The organism is Arthrobacter sp. W4I7, from assembly GCF_030816215.1.
Taxonomy (GTDB): domain Bacteria; phylum Actinomycetota; class Actinomycetes; order Actinomycetales; family Micrococcaceae; genus Arthrobacter; species Arthrobacter siccitolerans_A.
This window is the reverse complement of sequence record NZ_JAUSXU010000001.1, coordinates 1697733-1718977: the sequence shown is the minus strand read 5'-3', so window position 1 is coordinate 1718977 and position 21245 is coordinate 1697733. Positions and strand designations below refer to the sequence as shown.

Below are 21245 nucleotides of genomic sequence, written 5' to 3'. Positions count from 1 at the left end.
AACATCCACTCTAGGTCACATTCGCTTCCGAGGGTGGAAGGAAAAGGCCGGTGGAGCCAAATGATTGGCGCCACCGGCGCTTTACTTTACCGCTACCTGGTGATTGCCTGCGGTTTGATCTTGCGGGAATCCAGGACCTGGTCGATCAGGCCGTACGCCTGGGCTTCGTCCGCAGTCAGGATCTTGTCGCGCTCGATGTCGTTGTTGACCTGCTCGGATGTCCGTCCCGAGTGGTGTGCCAGTGTGTCCTCGAGCCAGGACCTCATGCGCATGACCTCCGCGGCCTGGATCTCCAGGTCGGAAGCCTGGCCGCCCTGGCCGCCGGAGAGCGCCGGCTGGTGGATCAGGACACGCGCGTTCGGCAGTGCGAGGCGCTTGCCGGGCGTTCCCGCTGCCAGCAGGACAGCGGCGGCGCTGGCCGCCTGCCCGAGGCAGACCGTCTGGATCTCGGGGCGGATGTACTGCATGGTGTCGTAGATCGCCGTCATGGCGGTGAAGGATCCACCCGGGGAGTTGATGTACAGGGTGATGTCGCGGTCCGGGTCCGTGGATTCCAGGACCAGCAGCTGAGCCATGATGTCGTCCGCGGAGGCGTCGTCCACCTGGACACCGAGGAAGATGATGCGGTCCTCGAAGAGCTTGGTGTAAGGGTCCTGGCGCTTGAAGCCGTAAGGCGTGCGCTCCTCGAACTGGGGCAGGACGTAGCGGCTGGACGGAAGATTACCGGCGGACCACCCGAAGTTGTAGTTCATTTTTATTGCTCCTGATCTGAGTGTTCTTGTGCCGGTCTAGTTCGCGGAGGGGGTCTCGCCGGAGGCGCCGTTGGACGTTGCGCCGTTGCTGTTCGAGGTTCCGCCGCCGCCCGCAACCGAGCCGGCGTGGGCGGCGATCTTGTCGAAGAACCCGTATTCAAGGGCTTCGGTGGCCGTGAACCACTTGTCACGGTCGTTGTCCTTCAGGATGGTCTCCACGGTCTGGCCGGTCTGGTCGGCCGTCAGCTCCGCCATAACCTTCTTCATGTGCAGGATGAGTTCGGCCTGGATCTTGATGTCTGAGGCGGTGCCGCCGATACCACCTGAGGGCTGGTGCATCAGGACGCGGGCGTTCGGGGTGGCGTAGCGCTTGCCCTTGGTGCCGGAGGAGAGCAGGAACTGCCCCATCGACGCGGCGAGGCCGGTGGCGACGGTGACGACGTCGTTCGGGATGAACTGCATAGTGTCGTAGATGGCCATGCCAGCGGTGACCGAGCCGCCCGGTGAGTTGATGTAAAGGTAGATGTCCTTTTCCGGGTTCTCGGCAGACAGGAGGAGCAGCTGCGAGCAGATGGCGTTGGCGTTCTCGTCACGCACCTCTGAGCCCAGCCAGATGATCCGCTCCTTGAGGAGGCGGTTGTAGATGTAGTTGTCCTGGGCTGCAGGATCGACAGTCGCCATCCGGGGGGCCTCTGCGTGCTGTGACATGTGTACTTACCTCTCACTGGTGACGGTGACATCACTGAAAATCTCTACTTGGACACTAACCGGTTTCACCGACGTTTTGTTCGCGCGCCGTGGGCTGTTCGCTGACGGCGCACGATCGGCGGCCCCCAAGGGACATGGGCTGGACAAGCGGTTGGACATGCTTCTGGACCGGCCGAGGCAAAGCAAACGGCCCCCGGATCCTTGGATCCGGGGGCCGTTCAAATTTGCCTTGAAGCGTGGCTAGGCCTTGGCCTCTGCCTTGTCTTCCTCGGCAGCAGCCTCCGGTGCTTCAGTCACTGCTTCCTCTGCCTCTGCAGCGGGAGCTTCCTCTTCGCCGCCGGGACGGACGAAATCGCTGAGGTCAACGGTGTTGCCCTCGGTGTCAGTCACCGTGGCCTGGCCCAGGACAACAGCCAGGGCCTTGCGGCGGCGAACCTCGGACACCATCATGGGGACCTGGCCGCTCTGATCGATGATCTGTGCGAACTGGTTGGGGTCCATGCCGTACTGGCCGGCGGTGGAGACGATGTAGTCGATCAGCTCGTTCTGGCTGACGTTGACTTCTTCCTTTTCCGCGATGGCGTCGAGGATGATCTCGTTCTGGAAGGCGCGGGCAGTGTTGGCCCGGACCTCTTCGCGGTGCTCCTCGGTGTCGTGCTCGCCTTCACCGTGGCCGTTGCCCTCTTTGAAGTGGGCTTCGAGCTGCTCTTCAACAACCGAGTCCGGAACCGGAACCTCAACCAGCTCAACGAGCTTGTCCAGGACCTTGTCGCGGGCCTCGACGCCCTGCTCAACAACCTTCGAGTCGGCGGCCTGCTTGGCGAGATCCTCGCGGAGCTCGGCCAGGGTGTCGAACTCGGAAGCGAGCTGGGCGAAGTCGTCGTCGGCCTCGGGGAGTTCGCGCTCCTTGACCGCCTTGACTACAACCTTGACCTGGGCTTCTTCCCCGGCGTGGTCGCCACCCACCAGGGTGGTGTTGAAGATGGCGTCTTCGTCAGCGCTCAGGCCGGTGACAGCTTCATCGAGCCCTTCGAGCATGGTGCCGGCGCCAACCTGGTAGGACAGGCCGGCAGCGGAGTCAACGTCTTCGCCGTCGATGGTGGCGGTGATGTCGATGGTGAGGAAGTCATCCTGGGCTGCGGGACGGTCCACCGGCTTCAGCGTGCCGAAGCGGCCACGGAGTTCATCCAGGGCCTTGTCGACGTCCTCGTCGGAGGACTGGGCTGCGGCGACCTCAACCTGGATGCCGGCGTAGTCGGGGAGTTCGATCTCGGGGCGGACGTCAACCTCGGCGGCGAACTTCAGGCCGCCATCGGTGGCGGAGGGGTCCGGAACCTCGGTGATCTCAACCTCGGGGCGGCTCAGGGGACGGATGCCCGATTCCTGGACGGCAGCCTGGTACCAGCCGTTGAGGCCATCGTTGATGGCCGTCTCCAGGACGTAGCCGCGGCCGACGCGCTGGTCGATGAGCTTTGCGGGGACCTTGCCCTTACGGAAACCAGGGACCTGGATCTGCGAAGCAACGGTCTTGTAGGCCGAGTCGATGCTGGGCTTCAATTCCTCAAAGGGGACCTCAACATTGAGCTTGACCCGCGTGGGGGTGAGGTTCTCGACAGCGCTCTTCACGGTCTAAGTACTCCTGGGATTGTGGGATGGGTTTCTGCAAACGCAATGTTTTGTCCAGGCCGAGAGGTCCGGGCCGCAGAGTCGGGGTGACAGGATTTGAACCTGCGACTTCCTGCTCCCAAAGCAGGCGCTCTAGCCAAGCTGAGCTACACCCCGTAAGTGCACAGGCAAGTCTACGGGGATACGCGCCCTCTTTGCACATTTGACACGTAGCCCATGAATTAGGTTTAGTTATATCCGGCTTGAACAGCCAGCCCGCAGTTCCCATCCGGTAGGCGCCTGCGGCACCTACTGATGGATCTTCCTTCGGGGACGTAGCTTAATGGTAAAGCCTCAGTCTTCCAAACTGATTACGCGGGTTCGATTCCCGTCGTCCCCTCCACCGCCAAAAGGCCCCTCGCCAGAGGGGCCTTTTGCTTTATCAGCGGGAAACCGTGGGTTGCAGGATAAAAGGAAACCCGCCATCACTTTCTGCAACGCATGGCGCGACGCGCCATCACCTTTTGCATCAAATCCGGAAACGCTCCATCACTTATGGCTCCTCCCCGAGAAACCCTTCCGCATTTGCCTTGGCGACACTGTTCGCGGCAGCACCGCCGTCGAACCCCATGAACTGATGGAGCGATGCCCGAAAAACTGCAGGAGGTGATGGGGCGTACCGGGAAAACTGCAGGAGGTGATGGGGCGTTGGACGTGGGGGGGGAAGGCTGGCAAAGGACGAATCCATCGCGCGGCACTTTTACGACGCGGGTGCCTGCTGGCAGGACGGGCACCAGTAGAGCTTGCGGCCCACCAGTTCCGCGATCAGCACCGTGGTCCGGCAGATGCGGCAGGGCACTCCGTTACGTTTGTAGACAAAATGGGCATCCTCCCGGGCAGGGTAGGAATCGGTCCTGACGACGGCGGCACTTGCCGCAGCTGTTTTGGCCAGGGCAGTGCCCGTCCAGTACCGCGGCGTGGTGGTGATGATCCGGCCGTCCGCCACGCCGTCGTTCATAACAGAGACGACGTCGCGCCACAGCTTGCGCGCCTCCGCCTCCGGAACGCCGGTGCCCGGCAGCCAGGGATCCAGCCGCCGCCGGAACAGGACCTCGGCCCGGTACACATTCCCCACGCCGGCGATGACTTTCTGGTCCATCAGCAGTGCGGCCAACGGGGCGGTGCGGCTTTGCAGGCTAGCGGTGAAACGGCCGGCGTCTCCCCTGCGGTTCCGCAGCGGGTCCGGCCCCAGCCGGCCAAGCACGGCTTCGGCCTCGGAGGCAGTGATGGTTTCGCAGGTGGTTGCTCCGCGCAGGTCCGCCCAGCCGTTCGTGCCCACGAGCCGGACGCGGACTGCCCCGACGGGCGCAGGCGGACCATCGTAGGGACGCCCCCCGTCGCCGTCGTCGAAACTCTCCTGCTCTCCCACCCGCCGCGGCGCGCCGATGCTGGAAGACCCCGCGAAGGTGCTGTCCCCGCCGAAGCTCCACGCCCCGTAGAGGCCCAGGTGGACGTGCAGCACCAGCGAGTGGTCAAAGTGCAGGAACAGGTGCTTCCCGTGGGCGTCGGCGGCAACAAGGACGTGCCCGTCCAGGAGCGCGGCGCCGCCGGTGAACCGGCCCTGGGGGCTGGAAACCGCCAGCCGCTGGCCGCCGAAGACGTCACCGAACTGCCGCGCCAGGCGCCGGAGTGTATGCCCTTCCGGCACTATTCGATGACCTCGCCGGTTGTTTCGTAGGCGGCGATCTTGCCGATGCGGCGCACGTGCCGCTCGTCGTTGCTGAACGGCTCGGACAGGAAGGCCTCGATCAGCTCCGTTGCTTCGTCCACACTGTGCTGCCGCCCGCCCACGGCCACTACGTTGGCGTCGTTGTGCTCCCGCGCCAGCGTGGCGGTGGAGTGGTTCCAGGCCAGCGCCGCCCGGACGCCCTTTACTTTGTTGGCGGCAATCTGTTCACCGTTGCCGGACCCGCCCAGCACGATGCCCAGGGCGTGCACGCCGGCAGTCTGGTCCGCGACCACGGCCAGGGCGGCGTTGATGCAGAACGACGGGTAGTCATCCTGGGCGTCGTACGCCTTGGGACCGTGGTCCACCACCTCATACCCCTTGGCGGTCAGGTGGGTGACAAGGTGGGCACTGAGCTCCATGCCTGCGTGGTCGGTGGCGATGTGGACGCGCGGGAAGGCAGGGGAAGAAGTCACGAGCAGAATCCGTTCGGTGGGCGCTGGCGGCCGGCACGGACGGTGCAGGCCGGGGGCAGGACAACACGGACAAGGATACTAGGACTCGGGCTGGCCTGCCGCGGGTTCGCCGCCGCCCCGCGCCCTTGCCGCCACCCTGGTCAGGACCTCCGCCAGCCGCGCGGCCGAGTCCTGGCTCCCGCCGCTTACCGCCAGCCGTTGCCCGTCAGTCTTTTTGACGACGACGGCGGGGCCGCTGCTGACGAGCATGGCCGCCGTCCCGCTGTGGTGCCGGTAGCCCCACCCGCCGAAGTCGGCGGCGCGGACGTCTGCCGCGCTGGCTGCCGAAATGGCCCCGGCGGGTACATCCATAACCGGAAGAACACCGGCGAGGAGCACCTTGAGACCGCGCCGGTCTGCCTTGATGCGCGCACACAGGAACAGCGCGCCAATAACGGCCAGGACTACGAGCAGCACACCGAGCCAGGGCAAGGCAATGGCGATCAGCGCGGCCGGAAACAGCGAGGCGATGCCGATCATCACAAAGACTGAGCTGCGGGCGTGCACCCAGAGCCGGATGCTGTCCCGGGACAGATCCGGATCCAGCTCCCTGGCAATCGCAAGCTGCAAAGCGCGGTCGTCATCGGGTGACCACTGCTGGTCCGCCTTGTAGACCATCGCGATAGTCACGCCCAAAGACACCGCAGCCCCGCTGCCGACCGCGAGGACGGTCATGTCCACCCGGGATTCGCGGGCATCAGCCAGTCCGGCCTGGCCGATCAGCCCGGCGGCAAGGACGCTGGTGACGAAGAGCGTCAGGAACAGTCCCGCTCCCATCATGATCCGGCGCATCAGCACCGGCCGCCTGACCGGCAGCGCCTGGGAAAGGACCAGCCAGCCCGCGGCCACGATGATCAGCGCGCCACCCGTGACGTAGGCGGCGAAGGGCGCGAAGGACGCTCCGCCGTCGGCCGTCCACCGGATGGCGAGCGGCTCGGGAAGGTCCGGCCGGAGCAGGAAGGCACACACCACAAAGGCGACCGCGACCAGCACCGGGAACCCCGCGACGAAACGCAGGGCCCTCGTGTCCACCGACTCCATGAACTTGCCCATGACTAAACGCTACTCCCGCCGCCGTCCGCTGACTTCCTACTTGCCTCCGTACCCCCTGTGAGCCGCGCTACTTGTTATGCCGCGAAGGAATGCAAGAATGATCAAATGCCCGCTGGGCACCGCCAGCGGGCAGTTGCCAATCTTCCGAAAGGCCCCACTTTGCCAGGATTGAATCTGACGCGCGCTGAAGCCAACGGGCGTGCCGAACTGATCACTGTCGAGTCCTACGATGTCAGCCTGGACCTGACCCGGGGCGGGAAGGTCTTCGGCAGCACCACCACGGTAAAGTTCAACGCCAGCCCCGGATCCTCCTCATTCATTGACGCCGTCACCTCCGCGGTTCACAGCGTGACGCTGAACGGCCGCAGCCTTGACCCGGCCATGGTGTCCGACGGCGTGCGGATCCAGCTGCCGGACCTCGCGGAACACAACGAGCTCACCGTTGTGGCGGACGCCCCGTACATGAACACCGGTGAGGGCCTGCACCGCTTCGTGGACCCGGTGGACAACGAGGTCTACCTGTACACGCAGTTTGAAGTTCCTGATTCGCGGCGGATGTTCGCCGTGTTCGAGCAGCCGGACCTGAAGGCCACCTTCGCCTTCACAGTCACTGCCCCCTCGCACTGGGACCTCATCTCCAATTCCCCCACCCCCGCGCCGGTGGAAACCACGCCCGGGGAGGATGGCGGGGCCCGCTCCGTCTGGTCCTTCTCCCCCACGCCGCGGTTGTCCTCCTACGTCACCGCCCTGATCGCCGGCCCCTACCAGTCCGTGCGCAGCGAAGTGACAAGCTCCGACGGAAGGGTCATTCCGCTGGGGGTCTTCGCGCGGAAGTCCCTCATGCAGTACCTGGACGCCGACAACATTTTTGAGCTGACCCGGCAGGGCTTCGCATTCTTCGAGGAGCAGTTCGGCTGCCCCTACCCCTTTGAGAAGTACGACCAGCTCTTCGTGCCGGAGTTCAACGCCGGCGCCATGGAAAATGCCGGCGCCGTCACCATCCTCGAGGGCTACGTTTTCCGCAGCAAGGTCACCGGCGCCCAGATCGAACGCCGCGCCATCACCGTGCTCCACGAGCTCGCCCACATGTGGTTCGGCGACCTCGTGACCATGCGCTGGTGGAACGACCTCTGGCTCAATGAGTCCTTCGCGGAGTACATGTCGCACCTCGCGGCCGTTGAGGCCACCTCGTTTACCAGCGCCTGGACCACCTTCGCCTCGGTGGAGAAATCCTGGGCCTACCGCCAGGACCAGCTGCCCACGACCCACCCCATTTTCGCCGCGATCAACGACCTCCAGGATGTGGAGGTGAACTTCGACGGCATCACCTACGCGAAGGGCGCTTCCGTCCTCCGCCAGCTGGTGGCGTGGGTGGGGCCGGAGCAATTTATGGCCGGCGTGCGGGAGTACTTTGCCAAGCATTCCTGGCAGAACACTGAGCTGCGGGACCTCCTGGTGGAGCTGGAGAAGGCCAGCGGCCGCGACCTGGACGAATGGGGACGGCAATGGCTGGAGACGGCCGGCGTGAACACGCTCAAGCCGGAGCTGCAGGTGGACGGCGAGGGCAGGCTCACGTCCTTCGCCATAGTGCAGTCGGCGGTCGAAGAGTGGCCCACCATCCGTCCGCACCGGCTGGCTGTGGGGTTCTACAACCTCAACGGCAGCGGCAAGCTGGAGCGGGTGCACCGCGAGGAACTGGATGTCGACGGCGAACGTACCGAAGTGCCCGCGCTGGCGGGGCTCGCCCAGCCGGACCTCATCCTGGTCAACGATGACGACCTTGCCTATGCCAAGGTGCGGCTGGACGAAAAGTCACTGGCCACTGCCACCGCACACCTGAAGGACTTCAGCCAGAGCCTGCCGCGGACGCTGGTGTGGAACTCCGCCTGGGACGCTGCCCGCGACGGCGAGACCCCGGCCCGGCGGTACGTGGAACTGATCCTTGCCAACGTGGCGGCGGAGACGGATTCCTCGGTGATCCTGGTCCAGCTCCGGCAGCTGGCCACCACCCTGAACTTCTATGTGGCCGAGGAGCACCGGAAGGCGACGGCGGTGGCTGCCGCGGACAAGCTGTGGGAGCTGGCGTCCGAGGTGCCGGGCGGCTCGGACGCCCAGCTGCAGTTCGTGAAGTCGTTTGCGCTGCTGGCCGGCAGCGGAACCCAGCTGGACCGGGTTGCGGGCCTCCTCGACGGCTCGCTCGTCCTGGAGGGCCTGGCTGTTGACCAGGACCTGCGGTGGGAGCTGGTCACCTCGCTCGTGGCAGGCGGCCGGCTGGGCCAGGGCGGCATCGACGCCGAACTCGGGCGGGACAACACCTCGAGCGGACAAAATGCCGCCGCCCAGGCGAAGGCCGCCATCCCCACACCGGAGGCCAAGGCTGCGGCCTGGGAATCGATCGTGGTGAAAGGCGAACTGTCCAACGCACTTCAGGGTTCGGCGGTCAACGGCTTCATGCGGGTCCTGGACCGGTCCCTGCTGGAGCCGTACGCCGAGAAGTATTTCCAGGCGGTGCCGGGGATCATGGAAACGCGGACGCACGCACTTGCCCAGCAGATCGTCGTCGGGCTCTACCCCTCCCTCCTGACCACCCAGGCCATCGTGGACAGGACGGACGGCTTCCTGGCCTCGCTTCCGCCCGAAAGTGCGGCGCTCCGGCGGCTCATGCTGGAGAACCGCGACGGCGTTGCCCGGGCTTTGCGCGCCCGCGCGGCCGATGTCCTTCCCGGCGAAGCAGTTCCGGCAGTATGAGCCTCAGTGAGCACCGGTACGCACTGACCGTCCAGTGGACGGGCAACCTGGGCGAGGGCACGTCGTCCTACCGCGGCTACTCGCGGGACCATGACCTGCTCATCCCCGGCCTGCCGGTGCTCAGGGGGTCTTCAGACCCGACCTTCCACGGCGACCGGGAGCGTTACAACCCGGAACAGCTGCTCCTGGCCGCCCTGGCCCAGTGCCACATGCTCTCCTACCTGCATGTGGCGGTGAAGCACGGCGTGGTGGTGACTGACTACCGCGACGACGCCTCCGGGCTGATGCGCCTGAACCGGGACGGCAGCGGCCAGTTCGAGTCCGTCACGCTGCACCCGCGCGTTACCGTGGCGGACGAAGGCCAGGTGGAGCTGGCCGGCCGCCTGCATCACGAGGCGAACCAGGTCTGCTTCATTGCCCGCAGCGTGAACTTCCCGGTGGAACACGCGCCCGAGACGGTGGCCGGCCAGCCGAACTAACGCCCGCGGCGGGCTCCGTTGGGCCCGCCGCCGGCCAGCTCAGGCAGCGTCCTGCAGGATCCGCACCAGCCGCGCCTCCGTCTCCGGCGTCAGGCCAGCCTTCCGTTGCCGGTCCAGCCCGCGTTCGCGTTCGTCGGTTAACGTGTCTGCGAGCGTTTGCCGCCAGGGCCGGAGCCGCAAGCCAGCCGCCACGGCCGCCTTGTTGCTCCGCGCCATAAATCCCTCATGCCCGGGCGGGAGCCAGAACGGCAGGGAATCCGGGCCAGCCCAGTAGTTGACGCCCTGCTCCGCCAGCCAGTCCACCGATGCGGGCAACACGTCGTTGGCGTGACCTGCAGCCTGCCGCGCGGCGTCGAGGTAGTGGCCGAACTGAACCTGGTCCCCCAAAGCGTTCAGTGCACCGGTAATGCCCTGCTCTGCCGCCAGCAGGATCCAGGCGGCGAGGTCCCGGACGTCGATCACCTGGGTTGGGGCGTCGTCGATTGCGGGCACGAGGGCCGGCTTCCCGTCCCTGGCAAGACGGGCCGGCCAGTAGCCGTAGCGGTCCGATCCGTCCCCGGGACCACCGATCAGGCCAGCACGGCAGAGGTGGGCTTTGCCGCCCGCGGCCCGGAGCGTCGCCTCCTCGATGGCGGCTTTCGACTCACCGTAGTTTTCGGTGGTCGAGGGAGTACCCGGGGCCAGCGCGGGAAGGAGGACTGCATCCTCTTCCGCACCGGGAACGGATGCATCGGCGTAGACAGAGCAACTGGAGACGAACGTCCAGTGCGCCGCCCTGTGTGCCAGGGCGTGCAGCGCTTCCGCCGCGGGCACCGGATCGCGGGCGACCTCGATGACCTCGTCCCACTCTCCGGCAGCTGCCGCGTAGGCCTCCACGCCCAGCGAGCGGTCGGCTTTCAGCCAGGCGGCTCCCTTCGGAGGATCGGAGGCTGAACCCCGGGCAAGGCAGGTGACCTGATGGCCGCCGGCGACTGCCTGGCGGGCGATTTCTGCGGACAGGAAGGCGGTTCCCCCCAAGACAAGAATGCGCACGCGGCCACGCTACGGCGCTAGGGTTGAAGGAGAACAGAGCCTTCCGCGCCGGGCGTAACCGGCGCTCCGGCACCCGTAGCCCGGCGCCGCCGGGGAACCCCAGGAGTATCTCCCCCTTATGGTCAGCATGTTGTCGATCCTTCCTAACGCCACCACCGAGCCGGACGGCATCAGCATCACGGGCATCGTGATCAGCCTCGGCGTGGGCGTTGCCATCTGGCTGGTTGCCACCTTTGTTATTTCCCGCATCACCACCCGTGTGGCGGCAGGCAGTAACTTTTTCAAGCGCCCCACCTTCAAATGGGCTGCACCGGCCCTGCGGGCCCTGGATCACGAACGGAGAGTCCAGCGCGCGGAAACGATCGGGTCGCTGCTGAACAGCATCGTTGGCGTGCTGGTGGTTGTCATCACCAGCATGTACGTCCTGCAGAACCTGGACATTAACATCGCACCACTCCTCACCAGCGTGGGCATCCTGGGTGTTGCCATCGGTTTCGGTGCCCAGCAGCTGATCCGCGACTTCCTGGCCGGAATTTTTATTACCATTGAAGACCAGTACGGAATAGGCGACGTGATCGAAACCAGCGAGGTAGTAGGTGTGGTGGAGTCCATGGGCCTGCGCATCACCCGGGTGCGCTCCGACGACGGCGCCATCTGGTACCTCCGCAACGGCGAGATCCTCCGCGTGGGCAACCGTTCGCAGGGAACCTACGTGCCCCTGCATGAGTCAACCGACGGGACAACGGACCAGGGAAGCGACCACGGCGCCGCCGAGACCAAAAAGACTGACCAGAAAGCCGGAGAGTAGCGATGACCATCCCCATCGAACCCCAGCGCCCACGCCAGCTGATGCAGAACGATCCGTTCAGCCAGCCCGGCTACACGGACAACTTCTATGACGCCGTGGGCGGCCACGAAACGTTCGTCAAGCTGATTGATGTGTTTTACGACGGCGTGGCCACAGATCCGCTGCTCCGGCCCATGTACCCGGAAGAGGACCTGGCACCAGCCAAGCGCCGGTTCCTGATGTTCCTCGAACAGTACTGGGGCGGTCCCACCACGTATGGGGAAGAGCGCGGCCATCCCCGGCTGCGCATGCGCCACATGCCGTTCCAGGTGACATCCGAAGCGAAGGACCGCTGGCTGTTCCACATGCGCGCGGCCGTGGACGCTCTGGAACTGCCGCCGCTGTATGAAGGAACCCTCTGGGACTACATGGAGCGTGCCGCCCTGTCGATGGTGAACAGCCAGTCCGGCCAGTGACTCCGGGGACTGCCCGCTGCAGCGTTTGCCGTTAGAGCAGTCCGCTTCCGGTCCGTGCGAGGACGTGCCCGCGGGGACCGGTCAGCCGGAACCAGCGTCCTGCGCGGTAGACCTTCTGGTCGCCGTCGCCCAGGAACCCAAGGGTCAGGGCCGCGAAGGCAGCCCCTGCCGGCAGTCCGGTGTCATCCAGTTCCCTGCCCCAAACGGCGGCCCGGGCGTTATTAACGATGAGCGCGCCGGGTTTGTCCGGCACAATCCCGGCCACTTCCGCGATGCCTGCCTCAGCGGCCGCCCGCAACTCTGCGTCGCTGCGCGAACCCATCAGCTCCCATCCGCTCCTGGGGGCGCCTACCCCGGTCCAGGATTCGGTGACGGTGGACGGCGGAACCGGCAGCTCGACGTCGTCCTCCCCCGCCCGGGCAAGGCGGTCCAGCACTGCGGCCAGGGGCACGGTGACGTCCGTTCCGGACGGCTCGGCCAACGCCATGGTGCGCAACCCCAGGATGGTGGGCGTCGACTCGCCAAGCGCCCGCGGCCGCAGCACGCAGACGTACGCGGCGAGGACGGAACCTGCCGCCTGAAGCCGGATGGCGCCGTCGTCAATTGCTTTTGCCCGCGTGGCGAAGGTCTTCAGATCAGCGAGGTCGCGGGGATCGGTAAAACGGAAGGACGAGGTGAGGAGATCAGACACACCAAGAACACTACCGGCTGGACCTGTGTTGAGCAGTGCCGGGGCGCCGTCTAGAGTCAAACCATGACTGAAGCCGACGCCGGACTCCTGGCGCTCCCCAGCGGAGACCCCACCTTATCGCTCATCAATCTTCTCGACCTTGGTGAGCTTGAGGGGGCCCGGACGGATGAGGACATCTTCCTGGGCCCGTCCCAGCAGCAGCCGCATCATCGGGTTTTCGGCGGGCAGGTACTCGCACAGTCACTCACCGCGTCCATCAGGACCGTGGCCCCCGACCGTTTCGTGCATTCGATGCACGGCTACTTCCTCCGCCCGGGGGACGCGAACAAGCCCATTACCTTTGGTGTGCAGCGGCTCCGGGACGGCAGGTCCTTCTCGGCGCGGCGGGTACACGCCTACCAGGAAGGCGTGCCCATCCTGTCGATGATTGCCTCCTTCCAGGGCGAGGACGAAGGCATTGAGCACGAATCCGTGATGCCCACCGGCATTCCTGACCCGGAATCGCTGCCCAGCACCGCTGACCTGCTGGGAAAGTTCGATCATCCGGTGGCACGGCACTGGGCCTATGAACGGCCCTTCGATATCCGCCACGTTGATCCGCCGTTGTATGTTTCGGCGAAGGGCGCGAGGGAAGCACGCAACGCCGTGTGGATGAAGACTTTTGGCCCCATGCCGGACGACCCCAACCTGCACCGCGCGGCGCTGGCGTACGCGAGCGACTACACCCTGCTTGAGTCCATCCTGCGGCGGCATGGGCTGAGCTGGATCACCCCGGGGATGAACGTCGCCAGCCTCGACCACGCCATGTGGTGGCACCGGCCGGCCCGGGTGGACGAATGGCTGCTGTACGTGCAGGAATCACCCAGTGCCCAGGGCGCCCGTGGGCTGGCCACCGGCAAGATTTTCAACCAGGCAGGGCAGCATGTGGCGTCAGTTGCCCAGGAAGGGATGGTCCGTGTGCCCACCGACCTGAAGAACAAAGTGGTGGGCGCCTTCCAGTCCAAAGTGATGGAGCACCAGATCCGCAAGGCCTCCAAGGAGTAGCCCGGGCCCTTTTCCCGCTCATGACCCTGGCGTGCAACGCCAACAGGCCGGCACCCGTTGGGTGCCGGCCTGTTGGTCTTTGGGGCCCTGCCCTGACGTCAGTCGCGGGTGAGGCGGCGGTGCGTGACACGGTGCGGCTTGGCCGCATCCGGTCCCAACCGCTCCACCTTGTTCTCCTCGTAAGATTCGAAGTTGCCCTCGAACCAGTACCACTTGGAGGGGTTCTCCTCGTCACCTTCGTAGGCGAGGATGTGAGTGGCCACGCGGTCCAGGAACCAGCGGTCGTGCGAGACCACCACGGCGCAGCCCGGGAACTCCAGCAGCGCATTTTCGAGGCTGCTGAGGGTTTCGACGTCGAGGTCGTTGGTGGGCTCGTCGAGGAGGAGCAGGTTTCCGCCCTGCTTGAGGGTCAAGGCGAGGTTCAGGCGGTTGCGCTCCCCGCCGGAGAGCACGCCGGCCTTCTTCTGCTGGTCCGGGCCCTTGAAGCCGAACGCGGCGACGTAGGCGCGGGAGGGCATTTCGACGTGGCCCACTTGGATGAAGTCCAGGCCGTCCGAGACAACTTCCCACAGGGTTTTGTTGGGGTCGATCCCGCCGCGGCTCTGGTCAGCGTAGGAGATCTTGACCGAGTCGCCGATCTTCAGGTCTCCGCCGTCGAGCGGTTCCAGTCCCACGATGGTCTTGAACAGCGTGGTCTTGCCGACGCCGTTGGGGCCGATGACACCCACGATGCCGTTGCGGGGCAGGCTGAAGGACAGTCCGTCGATCAGGGTCCTATCCTCGAAGCCCTTCTGCAGGTTCTTGGCCTCGAGCACCAGGCCGCCCAGGCGGGGTCCCGGCGGGATCTGGATCTCTTCGAAGTCCAGCTTGCGGGTGCGGTCCGCCTCGGCGGCCATTTCCTCATAGCGGGCCAGGCGGGCCTTGGACTTGGTCTGGCGTCCCTTGGCGTTGGACCGTACCCACTCGAGTTCCTCGGAGAGCCGCTTGGCCTGCTTGGCGTCTTTCTTGCCCTGGATCTCCAGGCGGGCGCGCTTCTTCTCGAGGTAGGTGGAGTAGTTGCCCTCGTAGGGGTACAGGTGGCCGCGGTCCACTTCGGCGATCCATTCCGCCACGTGGTCCAGGAAGTACCGGTCGTGGGTGACAGCCAGGACGGCGCCGGCGTAGCCGGAGAGGTGCTGTTCAAGCCACAGCACGCTTTCTGCGTCCAGGTGGTTGGTGGGCTCGTCCAGGAGCAGCAGGTCCGGCTTCTGCAGGAGCAGCTTGCACAGGGCTACGCGGCGGCGCTCACCACCGGAGAGGTTGGTGACGTCGGCGTCCGCCGGCGGGCAGCGGAGCGCGTCCATGGCCTGCTCCAGCTGGGAGTCCAGGTCCCACGCGTCAGCGGCATCAATGGCTTCCTGCAGATGCCCCATTTCCTCAAGGAGGGTGTCGTAGTCAGCATCGGGGCTGGCCATTTCCTCGGAAATTTCGTTGAAGCGCTGGATCTTGCCGTAGATCTCCCCCACGCCTTCCTGGACGTTGCCCAGGACGGTTTTTTCTTCGTTCAGGGGTGGTTCCTGGAGGAGGATTCCGACGGTGTAGCCGGGGCTGAGCCGGGCCTCACCGTTGGAGGGGGTGTCCAGTCCGGCCATGATCTTCAGGATGGTGGACTTACCGGCACCGTTCGGGCCCACAACACCGATCTTGGCGCCGGGAAAGAAGGACATGCTTACGTCATCAAGAATGAGTTTTTCGCCAACGGCTTTGCGGGCCTTGGTCATTGTGTAGATAAATTCCGCCATGGTTCCAAATCTAGTGGGTCGGCAGGCATATCTCACATTCGGTGCAGCGTGGTCAGGAGCCTACAAAGCACTTGCCGCTGGCCAGTAGAGGCAGCACCGTTACGGTTACTGCACCGTCGCGGACCTGGCCGATGATGCAGTCCTTTCCCTGGAGCACTGCCGCTTCGATGGCGTCCGCCTCAAGGCCGGTGGGGGTACGACTTTGCGAAACCTGCAACGCTGCCGGGGCGATTCCCGCCCCGGTGAGGGCGTCCGCTACCTGGGCGGTGGCCGGTTTTGGTGAGCCCGCGGCCAGGCGTCCCAGCGCATCCGTCACAGTCTTTTTGGCAGTTTCGGTGGCAGCGGCCTCCGCTCCCGTGCTGGCCGGCGCCCTGGAGGTATCCGCCAGCGGTCCGGCGGCCGCTGTTTCCGTTGCTGTCGGGGCCGAACCGGCTGATGCTGCCCCGGTGGAGGTGGCTGCCGGTGCCGCCTCGCCCGAACCGGGCTGCACTCCGGGCGTTGTTCCGCTGACGCAGCCGGACAACCCCACCAGCAGGGCAGCGGCAGCGGTTGCCGCCAGCAAGCGGCGGGCTGCGGAGGGCCAGACGAAGGTGGGAGACAAGGCTGCGAGCGCAACCGTTGCAGGGGCGGCCGATCCGGTGCCGGCTGTAGTCTTCTGCCGGTGGTCAGGGGTAAGCCGCATGGTGTCATTCTGCCACGGGCCAAGTGTCCGCTTCACAACCTGGACGGGCAGGGCGCAGCCGGGGGGTGCCACGGCCCTGCCCGCCAAGGAACCAAGGGGGCATTGACAGCGGGCTTCCTTAGACTGGGGATTCGCCGAGCTCCCCCGTTTCCAGATCCAGCGGCACAAGGTCGCCATTGCTGTCCTCGATGTAGGCTGCAGCCGGATCGCCGCCCTCAGCCCCATCTTCTTCCGTGTCCTCCGGCTCGTCGAACGTTCCGTCCGTGCCGGCATGGTGGCTGGCGTCGAAGGGCGGCTCCTGTTCCACGAGCGAGAGGAGCGGTTTCTTGGAGGACCGGGTGAAGTTGGCCGTCCCCCACGTCAGGTCATGCCCCACGGCCTCAGCATCTATGGTGTGCGAGTAATAAACCCTGCCGTCCCTCTCCCAGCTGCGGATTCTCAGCGTGCCCACCACGATGACGGGCTGGCCTTTCCGGATGCTGCAGCCCATGTTGCCGGCCAGATGGCGGTAGCCCTGGACCAGGAACCAGTTGGTGTGGCCATCCACCCACTGGCCGTCCTTGTCACGCCGACGCGAGTTGGAGGCGATCCGGAAAGAGGCGGTGGCCACTCCCCCCGGTGTCGTGCCGCTTGTGATGTCGGTGGCAACAAAGCCCTTGATGGTTATGATGTCGTTCATCGCTACGTCCTGTCCTCAATGGTTCTGCCCTAGCAGGCAAGACCAGCATGGCCTTGGCGCGATCTGCCTGGGAGGCAGGAGTTCGCCTATGTGCAAAACCCGGGCCTGCGGCTGCCTGTGGAGGGTCAGTGGGGTCCCGGCAGGTCAGTGACAGCGCCTTCACTCCCGGCAATGTAAACTTTTTGAGGCACCGGAATTCAGCTCCGGAAGCCGGATGCCTCAGTAGCTCAGGGGATAGAGCAGCGGCCTTCTAATCCGCCGGTCGGGGGTTCGATTCCCTCCTGGGGCACCAAAGGAGAAGCGCCCCGGTTCACGAACCGGGGCGCTTCTCCTTTCTTCAATGCCCTGTCACTTAGAGTCGTCAAAGTGCGGTGAAGCAGCGATAAGGGATAGCACAACGGGGGTGGGCAGGGGCCGTTCAGGACTGTAGCCGGTGCGGCGCTTCCACCAGGGAACGGATCACGCTGCCGGCGGCACCCAGCAGTGCCCCGCCCTCGCCCACGGCTGCGGTGGTGATGTGTTCCGGCAGTATCTTCCCGGGAGCATATGTGGCCAGGCTTTCCACCAGTGACGGTCGCAGCCACTGGTCCAGGACGGAGAAGTGCCCGCCAAGCACTACGGCCGCGATATTTACCACCCGGGCCGTGGACGCCACTGCAACTCCGAGCGATCTCCCTGCACGCTGGACGGCCCGCAACGCCTCCGGCTGCTCCCCGGTGAGCGCGGCCAGCAGCGCGGACATGCTCTCCGACCTCACCTTGCCTGCGATGCCTGCGGCAGCGAAGATGGCGTCCTGCCCGGCAATGGTCTCCAAGCAGCCCGTTCCGCCGCATGAACAGGGGCTGCCCTCCGGATCCACCACAATATGCCCCACTTCTCCGGCATGGCCTTCCGGGCCGGTAAAGAGCTCCGATCCAATGACCAGCCCGCCACCTACACCCACCTCGCCTGACACATACAGAAAGTCGTGCCTCCCAGCAGGCCCATGGGCCAGTTCGGCAAGGGCAGCAGCCTTGGCCTCATTGAAGAGGGTGACACCCAACGGCAGGCCGGGAAGCAGCCGGTCCAGGTCGAGTTTGATGTCCAGCCAGCCGAGGTTGGGGGCCGCAATGACGGTGGAGTTGCCGGCATCCACAAGTCCGGGTACAGCAAGCCCTCCCCCTAGGACCTCCACCCCCTTTTCCGTGGCTGCCGTCCGCACCTCAGCGGCAAGGGCAGCGAGGGCAGCCAGCACCGGCGCATTGTCACTGTCGCGGTTGTCCCGCTCACGGATCTCCTGCACGACCACAGCCCCGGAAAGGTCCGTCACGCCTGCCGCGATGTAGTCCACGTTGATTTCCATGCCGATAACACCGCGGGCGGGATTCAGTTCCAGCCCCACTCCCGGCCGGCCGCGTTCCCCCTGTGGGTTGAGCCCTCTTTCCCGCAGGATGCCGGCGTCGAGAAGGTCCAGGACAATGCTCGATACGGAAGCTTTGGTCAGCCGCGTGGACGCGGCAATCTGCGCCCGCGTCAGGTGGGACCCGGGCGGGGACTGCACAACCCTGCCGAGCACCAGGGCGAGATTGCTCCTGCGCACGTCGCCCATGTTTCCGGGCGCGGCCGCCTCGGACAGCACAGGTCCTGCTGCGGTGTATGCCATGGCCGGCCTCTCGGATAAACCGGGCGTCCTGGACATGCCCGTTGCTATTGACCCTAGCGTAACCACGCTTATATAGTTCAAGCGATAAACTAACTGGTCCCAACGGGCCCCACTGACTGCAAGGACGCATCATGACTCTTTCCCCCACCCCCGCCGACAAGTTCACCTTCGGTCTTTGGACTGTTGGCTGGACCGGCGCTGACCCGTTCGGCGTCGCCACCCGGGCCGCCCTGGACCCGGTGGAAGCCGTGCACCGCCTGGCCGAACTGGGCGCTTACGGCATCACCTTCCACGACAACGACCTGATCCCCTTCGATGCCACCGCGTCCGAACGGGACCTGATCCTGAAGAACTTCAAGGCAGCCCTGGCCGAGACCGGCCTGAAGGTCCCCATGGTGACCACCAACCTGTTCAGCCACCCGGTCTTCAAGGACGGCGGGTTCACCTCCAACGACCGCTCCATCCGCCGCTTCGCCCTGTCCAAGGTGCTGCGCAACATCGACTCCGCCGCAGAGTTCGGCGCCGAGACGTTCGTGATGTGGGGCGGCCGCGAAGGCAGCGAATACGACGGCTCCAAGGACCTCGCCGCCGCCCTGGACCGGATGAAGGAAGGCGTGGACACCGCAGCGGCCTACATCAAGGACAAGGGCTACAACCTGCGCATCGCCCTTGAGCCCAAGCCCAACGAACCCCGCGGCGACATCTTCCTGCCCACCGTCGGCCACGGCCTGGCGTTCATCGCCCAGCTTGAGCACGGCGACATCGTGGGCCTGAACCCCGAAACCGGGCACGAGCAGATGGCCGGGCTGAACTTCACCCACGGCATCGCCCAGGCCCTCTGGTCCGGCAAGCTCTTCCACATCGACCTCAACGGCCAGCGCGGCATCAAGTACGACCAGGACCTCGTCTTCGGCCACGGCGACCTGACCAGCGCGTTCTTCACCGTGGACCTGCTCGAAAACGGCTTCCCCAACGGCGGCCCCCGCTACGAAGGCCCCCGCCACTTCGACTACAAACCCTCCCGCACCGACGGCTACGACGGCGTCTGGGAATCCGCCAAAGCCAACATGGCCACCTACCTGCTCCTGAAGGAACGCGCCCTGGCCTTCCGCGCCGACCCCGAAGTCCAGGCCGCCCTCGCAGCCTCCGGCGTCGGCGAACTCGGCGAACCCACCCTCGCCGCCGGTGAAACCACCGCGGACCTGCTCGCAGACACCACCGCCTTCGAGAACTTCGACGCCGACAAGGCCGCCGAACGCTCCTTCGCGTTCGTCCGCCTCAACCAGCTCGCCATCGAACACCTCCTCAACGCCCGCTGACCATGGCTCTGGTAGCAGGCATCGACAGCTCCACGCAGTCATGCAAAGTGGTGATCCGCGACGCGGACACCGGAATGTTGGTCCGGCAGGGCAGGGCCAGCCATCCCGACGGTTCGGAAGTCCATCCCGACCACTGGTGGGACGCGTTGCAGGAAGCGATACAGCAGGCGGGCGGGCTGTCCGACGTCGCAGCGGTCTCCGTGGGCGGACAGCAGCACGGCATGGTCTGCCTGGACAACGATGGGCGGGTCATCCGGCCTGCGCTGCTGTGGAATGACACCCGCAGTGCCGGCGCCGCCGAGGACCTCATCAGGACCGCTGGCGACGGCGACATTGCGGCCGGCGCCCGCTACTGGGCCGGTGCCATGGGCACCGTCCCGGTGGCGTCGCTGACGCTGACCAAGCTGCACTGGCTGGCCGCCAGCGAGCCGGAGAACGCGGCGAAGGTTGCGGCAGTCTGCCTGCCGCACGACTGGCTGACGTGGCGGCTGATGGGCCACGGCCCAGGCAGCGGCCCGGGCAACCTCGAGGCGCTGGCCACCGACCGTTCCGATGCCTCCGGCACTGGCTATTATTCGGCGGCGGCGGGCGCGTACCTGCCCGGGGTCCTGGAGTCCTCGCTGGGGCACGTTCCGCTGCTGCCCGATGTATTGGGCCCGCTGGACGTCGCAGGCAAGACGCCGGACGGCGCCCTCCTGGCGGCCGGCGCCGGGGACAACGCGGCGGCGGGGCTGGGCGTGGGTGCCCAAGTAGGGGATGTGGTGATGTCCCTGGGTACCTCCGGAACGGTCTTTGCCGTCTCCACCACACCGGCAGCCGACCAGTCAGGGCTCGTGGCAGGGTTCGCCGATGCTTCCGGGCATTACCTGCCGCTTGTGTGCACCCTCAACGCCACCCGCGTTTTTGATGCCACCGCAGCCCTGCTGGACGTCAGCCTTGCCGGGTTCAGCGAGCTGGCGCTGTCCGCCGAACCGGGCGCGGGGGGCCTCACCCTGGTGCCCTATTTCGACGGCGAGCGAACGCCGAACCTGCCGGATGCCACCGGTTCCCTGCACGGCATCACCCGCGCCAACTACACGCCGGCGAACCTGGCGCGTGCCGCCGTCGAGGGTGTGGTCTGCTCGCTGGCAGACGGACTGGCCGCCCTGCAGGAACAGGGCGTGGAGGCCCGGCGGATCATCCTGGTGGGCGGGGGCGCGCAGTCCGCGGCCGTCCAATTGGCGGCAGCACAGCTGATCGGAATTAACGTCACAGTGCCCCGGCCTGGTGAATACGTGGCCGACGGTGCAGCCCGCCAGGCCGCGGCGGCACTCACCGGAGAATTTCCGCAGTGGGCGCTGGACGCCGTCGACCTTCCTGCCGGGAAGGACGACGGCGGGGTGCTGGCACGTTACCGCCGGTATGCCGCCATGTATACCTAGGAAGTTGACCCGGAAAAAGACCCGGACCGCTGCGGCGGTCCGGGTCTTTTTCGGGTGGGGCGCAGGCTCCTGCCGTGACGTTAGCAGGAGCCCGCGGTCTATTTC

19 protein-coding genes and 3 tRNA genes are annotated in these 21245 nt (G+C 65.9%); 9 read left to right on the top strand and 13 right to left on the bottom strand.

Annotation, left to right across the window (positions count from 1 at the left end; translation table 11 throughout):
- Positions 1–92: 92 nt before the first annotated feature.
- The 4 genes from QF047_RS07945 to QF047_RS07930 form a co-directional block, all read right to left on the bottom strand.
- Positions 93–752, bottom strand: coding sequence for an ATP-dependent Clp protease proteolytic subunit (locus tag QF047_RS07945; protein WP_079596337.1), 660 nt, complete (start codon positions 750–752; stop codon positions 93–95).
- A 36-nt stretch (positions 753–788) separates the two neighbouring features.
- On the bottom strand, positions 789–1433 hold the full coding sequence (locus QF047_RS07940; RefSeq protein WP_306639084.1) for an ATP-dependent Clp protease proteolytic subunit: 645 nt from the start codon (positions 1431–1433) through the stop codon (positions 789–791).
- A gap of 267 nt (positions 1434–1700) precedes the next feature.
- On the bottom strand, positions 1701–3086 hold the full coding sequence (gene tig / locus QF047_RS07935; protein ID WP_307275401.1) for a trigger factor: 1386 nt from the start codon (positions 3084–3086) through the stop codon (positions 1701–1703).
- An 81-nt stretch (positions 3087–3167) separates the two neighbouring features.
- Positions 3168–3242 (bottom strand) — tRNA-Pro (locus QF047_RS07930).
- A gap of 152 nt (positions 3243–3394) precedes the next feature.
- Between QF047_RS07930 and QF047_RS07925 the strand changes: the two genes are divergently transcribed.
- Positions 3395–3468, top strand: a tRNA-Gly gene (locus QF047_RS07925).
- A gap of 357 nt (positions 3469–3825) precedes the next feature.
- Here the strand turns inward: QF047_RS07925 and QF047_RS07920 are convergent.
- The 3 genes from QF047_RS07920 to QF047_RS07910 all read right to left on the bottom strand — a co-directional run bounded on the left by QF047_RS07920 (position 3826) and on the right by QF047_RS07910 (position 6359).
- Positions 3826–4773, bottom strand: a complete 948-nt coding sequence (locus QF047_RS07920; RefSeq protein WP_307275399.1) for an Fpg/Nei family DNA glycosylase — start codon at positions 4771–4773, stop codon at positions 3826–3828.
- Complete coding sequence (locus QF047_RS07915) at positions 4773–5267, bottom strand: ribose-5-phosphate isomerase (protein WP_306634047.1); 495 nt, start codon at positions 5265–5267, stop codon at positions 4773–4775. Before QF047_RS07915 ends, QF047_RS07920 begins: the two co-directional genes overlap by 1 nt.
- A 78-nt stretch (positions 5268–5345) precedes the next feature.
- Entirely contained in the window at positions 5346–6359 is a 1014-nt protein-coding gene (locus tag QF047_RS07910) for a hypothetical protein (RefSeq protein ID WP_307275394.1), read from the bottom strand.
- A 159-nt stretch (positions 6360–6518) separates the two neighbouring features.
- Here QF047_RS07910 and pepN point away from each other — a divergent pair, with 159 nt between their 5' ends.
- Both pepN and QF047_RS07900 read left to right on the top strand, forming a co-directional pair.
- Positions 6519–9107 carry an aminopeptidase N gene (gene pepN, locus QF047_RS07905; RefSeq protein ID WP_307275392.1) on the top strand — a complete coding sequence of 863 codons (2589 nt, stop codon included), beginning with the start codon at positions 6519–6521 and terminating at the stop codon, positions 9105–9107.
- A complete protein-coding gene (locus tag QF047_RS07900) occupies positions 9104–9586 on the top strand; it encodes an OsmC family protein (RefSeq protein WP_307275389.1) in 483 nt (160 codons plus the stop codon). The genes pepN and QF047_RS07900 overlap by 4 nt, the downstream gene beginning before the upstream one ends.
- A gap of 39 nt (positions 9587–9625) precedes the next feature.
- On the opposite strand, the gene QF047_RS07895 is transcribed toward QF047_RS07900, so the two are convergent.
- On the bottom strand, positions 9626–10618 hold the full coding sequence (locus tag QF047_RS07895; RefSeq protein WP_307275386.1) for an NAD-dependent epimerase/dehydratase family protein: 993 nt from the start codon (positions 10616–10618) through the stop codon (positions 9626–9628).
- Between the two features lie 118 nt (positions 10619–10736).
- Between QF047_RS07895 and QF047_RS07890 the strand changes: the two genes are divergently transcribed.
- On the top strand, positions 10737–11426 hold the full coding sequence (locus tag QF047_RS07890; protein ID WP_306634052.1) for a mechanosensitive ion channel family protein: 690 nt from the start codon (positions 10737–10739) through the stop codon (positions 11424–11426).
- Positions 11427–11428: 2 nt separating this feature from the next.
- Positions 11429–11881, top strand: coding sequence for a globin (locus tag QF047_RS07885; RefSeq protein ID WP_306634054.1), 453 nt, complete (start codon positions 11429–11431; stop codon positions 11879–11881).
- A 31-nt stretch (positions 11882–11912) separates the two neighbouring features.
- Here the strand turns inward: QF047_RS07885 and QF047_RS07880 are convergent, their stop codons facing one another.
- A complete protein-coding gene (locus QF047_RS07880) occupies positions 11913–12572 on the bottom strand; it encodes a hypothetical protein (RefSeq protein WP_306634055.1) in 660 nt (219 codons plus the stop codon).
- Positions 12573–12635: 63 nt separating this feature from the next.
- On the opposite strand from QF047_RS07880, the gene QF047_RS07875 reads away from it, so the two are divergent.
- On the top strand, positions 12636–13616 hold the full coding sequence (locus tag QF047_RS07875) for an acyl-CoA thioesterase II (protein ID WP_307275379.1): 981 nt from the start codon (positions 12636–12638) through the stop codon (positions 13614–13616).
- A 98-nt stretch (positions 13617–13714) separates the two neighbouring features.
- On the opposite strand, the gene ettA is transcribed toward QF047_RS07875, so the two are convergent.
- The 3 genes from ettA to QF047_RS07860 form a co-directional block, all read right to left on the bottom strand.
- The gene (ettA, locus tag QF047_RS07870; protein WP_306634059.1) at positions 13715–15397 is read right to left on the bottom strand and encodes an energy-dependent translational throttle protein EttA; all 1683 of its coding nucleotides are present in this window, start codon (positions 15395–15397) and stop codon (positions 13715–13717) included.
- A gap of 52 nt (positions 15398–15449) precedes the next feature.
- Complete coding sequence (locus QF047_RS07865) at positions 15450–16079, bottom strand: hypothetical protein (RefSeq protein ID WP_307275376.1); 630 nt, start codon at positions 16077–16079, stop codon at positions 15450–15452.
- A 118-nt stretch (positions 16080–16197) separates the two neighbouring features.
- Positions 16198–16758 carry a single-stranded DNA-binding protein gene (locus QF047_RS07860; RefSeq protein ID WP_307275374.1) on the bottom strand — a complete coding sequence of 187 codons (561 nt, stop codon included), beginning with the start codon at positions 16756–16758 and terminating at the stop codon, positions 16198–16200.
- A 216-nt stretch (positions 16759–16974) separates the two neighbouring features.
- Between QF047_RS07860 and QF047_RS07855 the strand changes: the two genes are divergently transcribed.
- Positions 16975–17050, top strand: a tRNA-Arg gene (locus tag QF047_RS07855).
- A 126-nt stretch (positions 17051–17176) separates the two neighbouring features.
- On the opposite strand, the gene QF047_RS07850 is transcribed toward QF047_RS07855, so the two are convergent.
- Positions 17177–18400, bottom strand: a complete 1224-nt coding sequence (locus tag QF047_RS07850) for an ROK family protein (protein WP_307275372.1) — start codon at positions 18398–18400, stop codon at positions 17177–17179.
- Between the two features lie 131 nt (positions 18401–18531).
- On the opposite strand from QF047_RS07850, the gene xylA reads away from it, so the two are divergent.
- A complete protein-coding gene (gene xylA, locus QF047_RS07845) occupies positions 18532–19719 on the top strand; it encodes a xylose isomerase (RefSeq protein WP_307275370.1) in 1188 nt (395 codons plus the stop codon).
- 2 nt (positions 19720–19721) lie between these two features.
- Positions 19722–21140 (top strand): xylulokinase, encoded by a 1419-nt coding sequence (xylB, locus tag QF047_RS07840; protein WP_307275368.1) that lies wholly within the window; start codon positions 19722–19724, stop codon positions 21138–21140.
- The last annotated feature ends 105 nt before the right edge of the window (positions 21141–21245 follow it).

Bases quoted from the DNA above. Each gene is read 5' to 3' on its own strand.
- QF047_RS07945 (WP_079596337.1), bottom strand. From the start codon at position 752: ATGAACTACAACTTCGGGTGGTCCGCCGGTAATCTTCCGTCCAGCCGC.
- QF047_RS07940 (WP_306639084.1), bottom strand. From the start codon at position 1,433: ATGGCGACTGTCGATCCTGCAGCCCAGGACAACTACATCTACAACCGC.
- QF047_RS07910 (WP_307275394.1), bottom strand. From the start codon at position 6,359: ATGGGCAAGTTCATGGAGTCGGTGGACACGAGGGCCCTGCGTTTCGTC.
- QF047_RS07900 (WP_307275389.1), top strand. From the start codon at position 9,104: ATGAGCCTCAGTGAGCACCGGTACGCACTGACCGTCCAGTGGACGGGC.
- QF047_RS07890 (WP_306634052.1), top strand. From the start codon at position 10,737: ATGGTCAGCATGTTGTCGATCCTTCCTAACGCCACCACCGAGCCGGAC.
- QF047_RS07885 (WP_306634054.1), top strand. From the start codon at position 11,429: ATGACCATCCCCATCGAACCCCAGCGCCCACGCCAGCTGATGCAGAAC.
- QF047_RS07875 (WP_307275379.1), top strand. From the start codon at position 12,636: ATGACTGAAGCCGACGCCGGACTCCTGGCGCTCCCCAGCGGAGACCCC.
- ettA (WP_306634059.1), bottom strand. From the start codon at position 15,397: ATGGCGGAATTTATCTACACAATGACCAAGGCCCGCAAAGCCGTTGGC.
- QF047_RS07865 (WP_307275376.1), bottom strand. From the start codon at position 16,079: ATGCGGCTTACCCCTGACCACCGGCAGAAGACTACAGCCGGCACCGGA.
- QF047_RS07860 (WP_307275374.1), bottom strand. From the start codon at position 16,758: ATGAACGACATCATAACCATCAAGGGCTTTGTTGCCACCGACATCACA.
- QF047_RS07850 (WP_307275372.1), bottom strand. From the start codon at position 18,400: ATGGCATACACCGCAGCAGGACCTGTGCTGTCCGAGGCGGCCGCGCCC.
- xylA (WP_307275370.1), top strand. From the start codon at position 18,532: ATGACTCTTTCCCCCACCCCCGCCGACAAGTTCACCTTCGGTCTTTGG.
- xylB (WP_307275368.1), top strand. From the start codon at position 19,722: ATGGCTCTGGTAGCAGGCATCGACAGCTCCACGCAGTCATGCAAAGTG.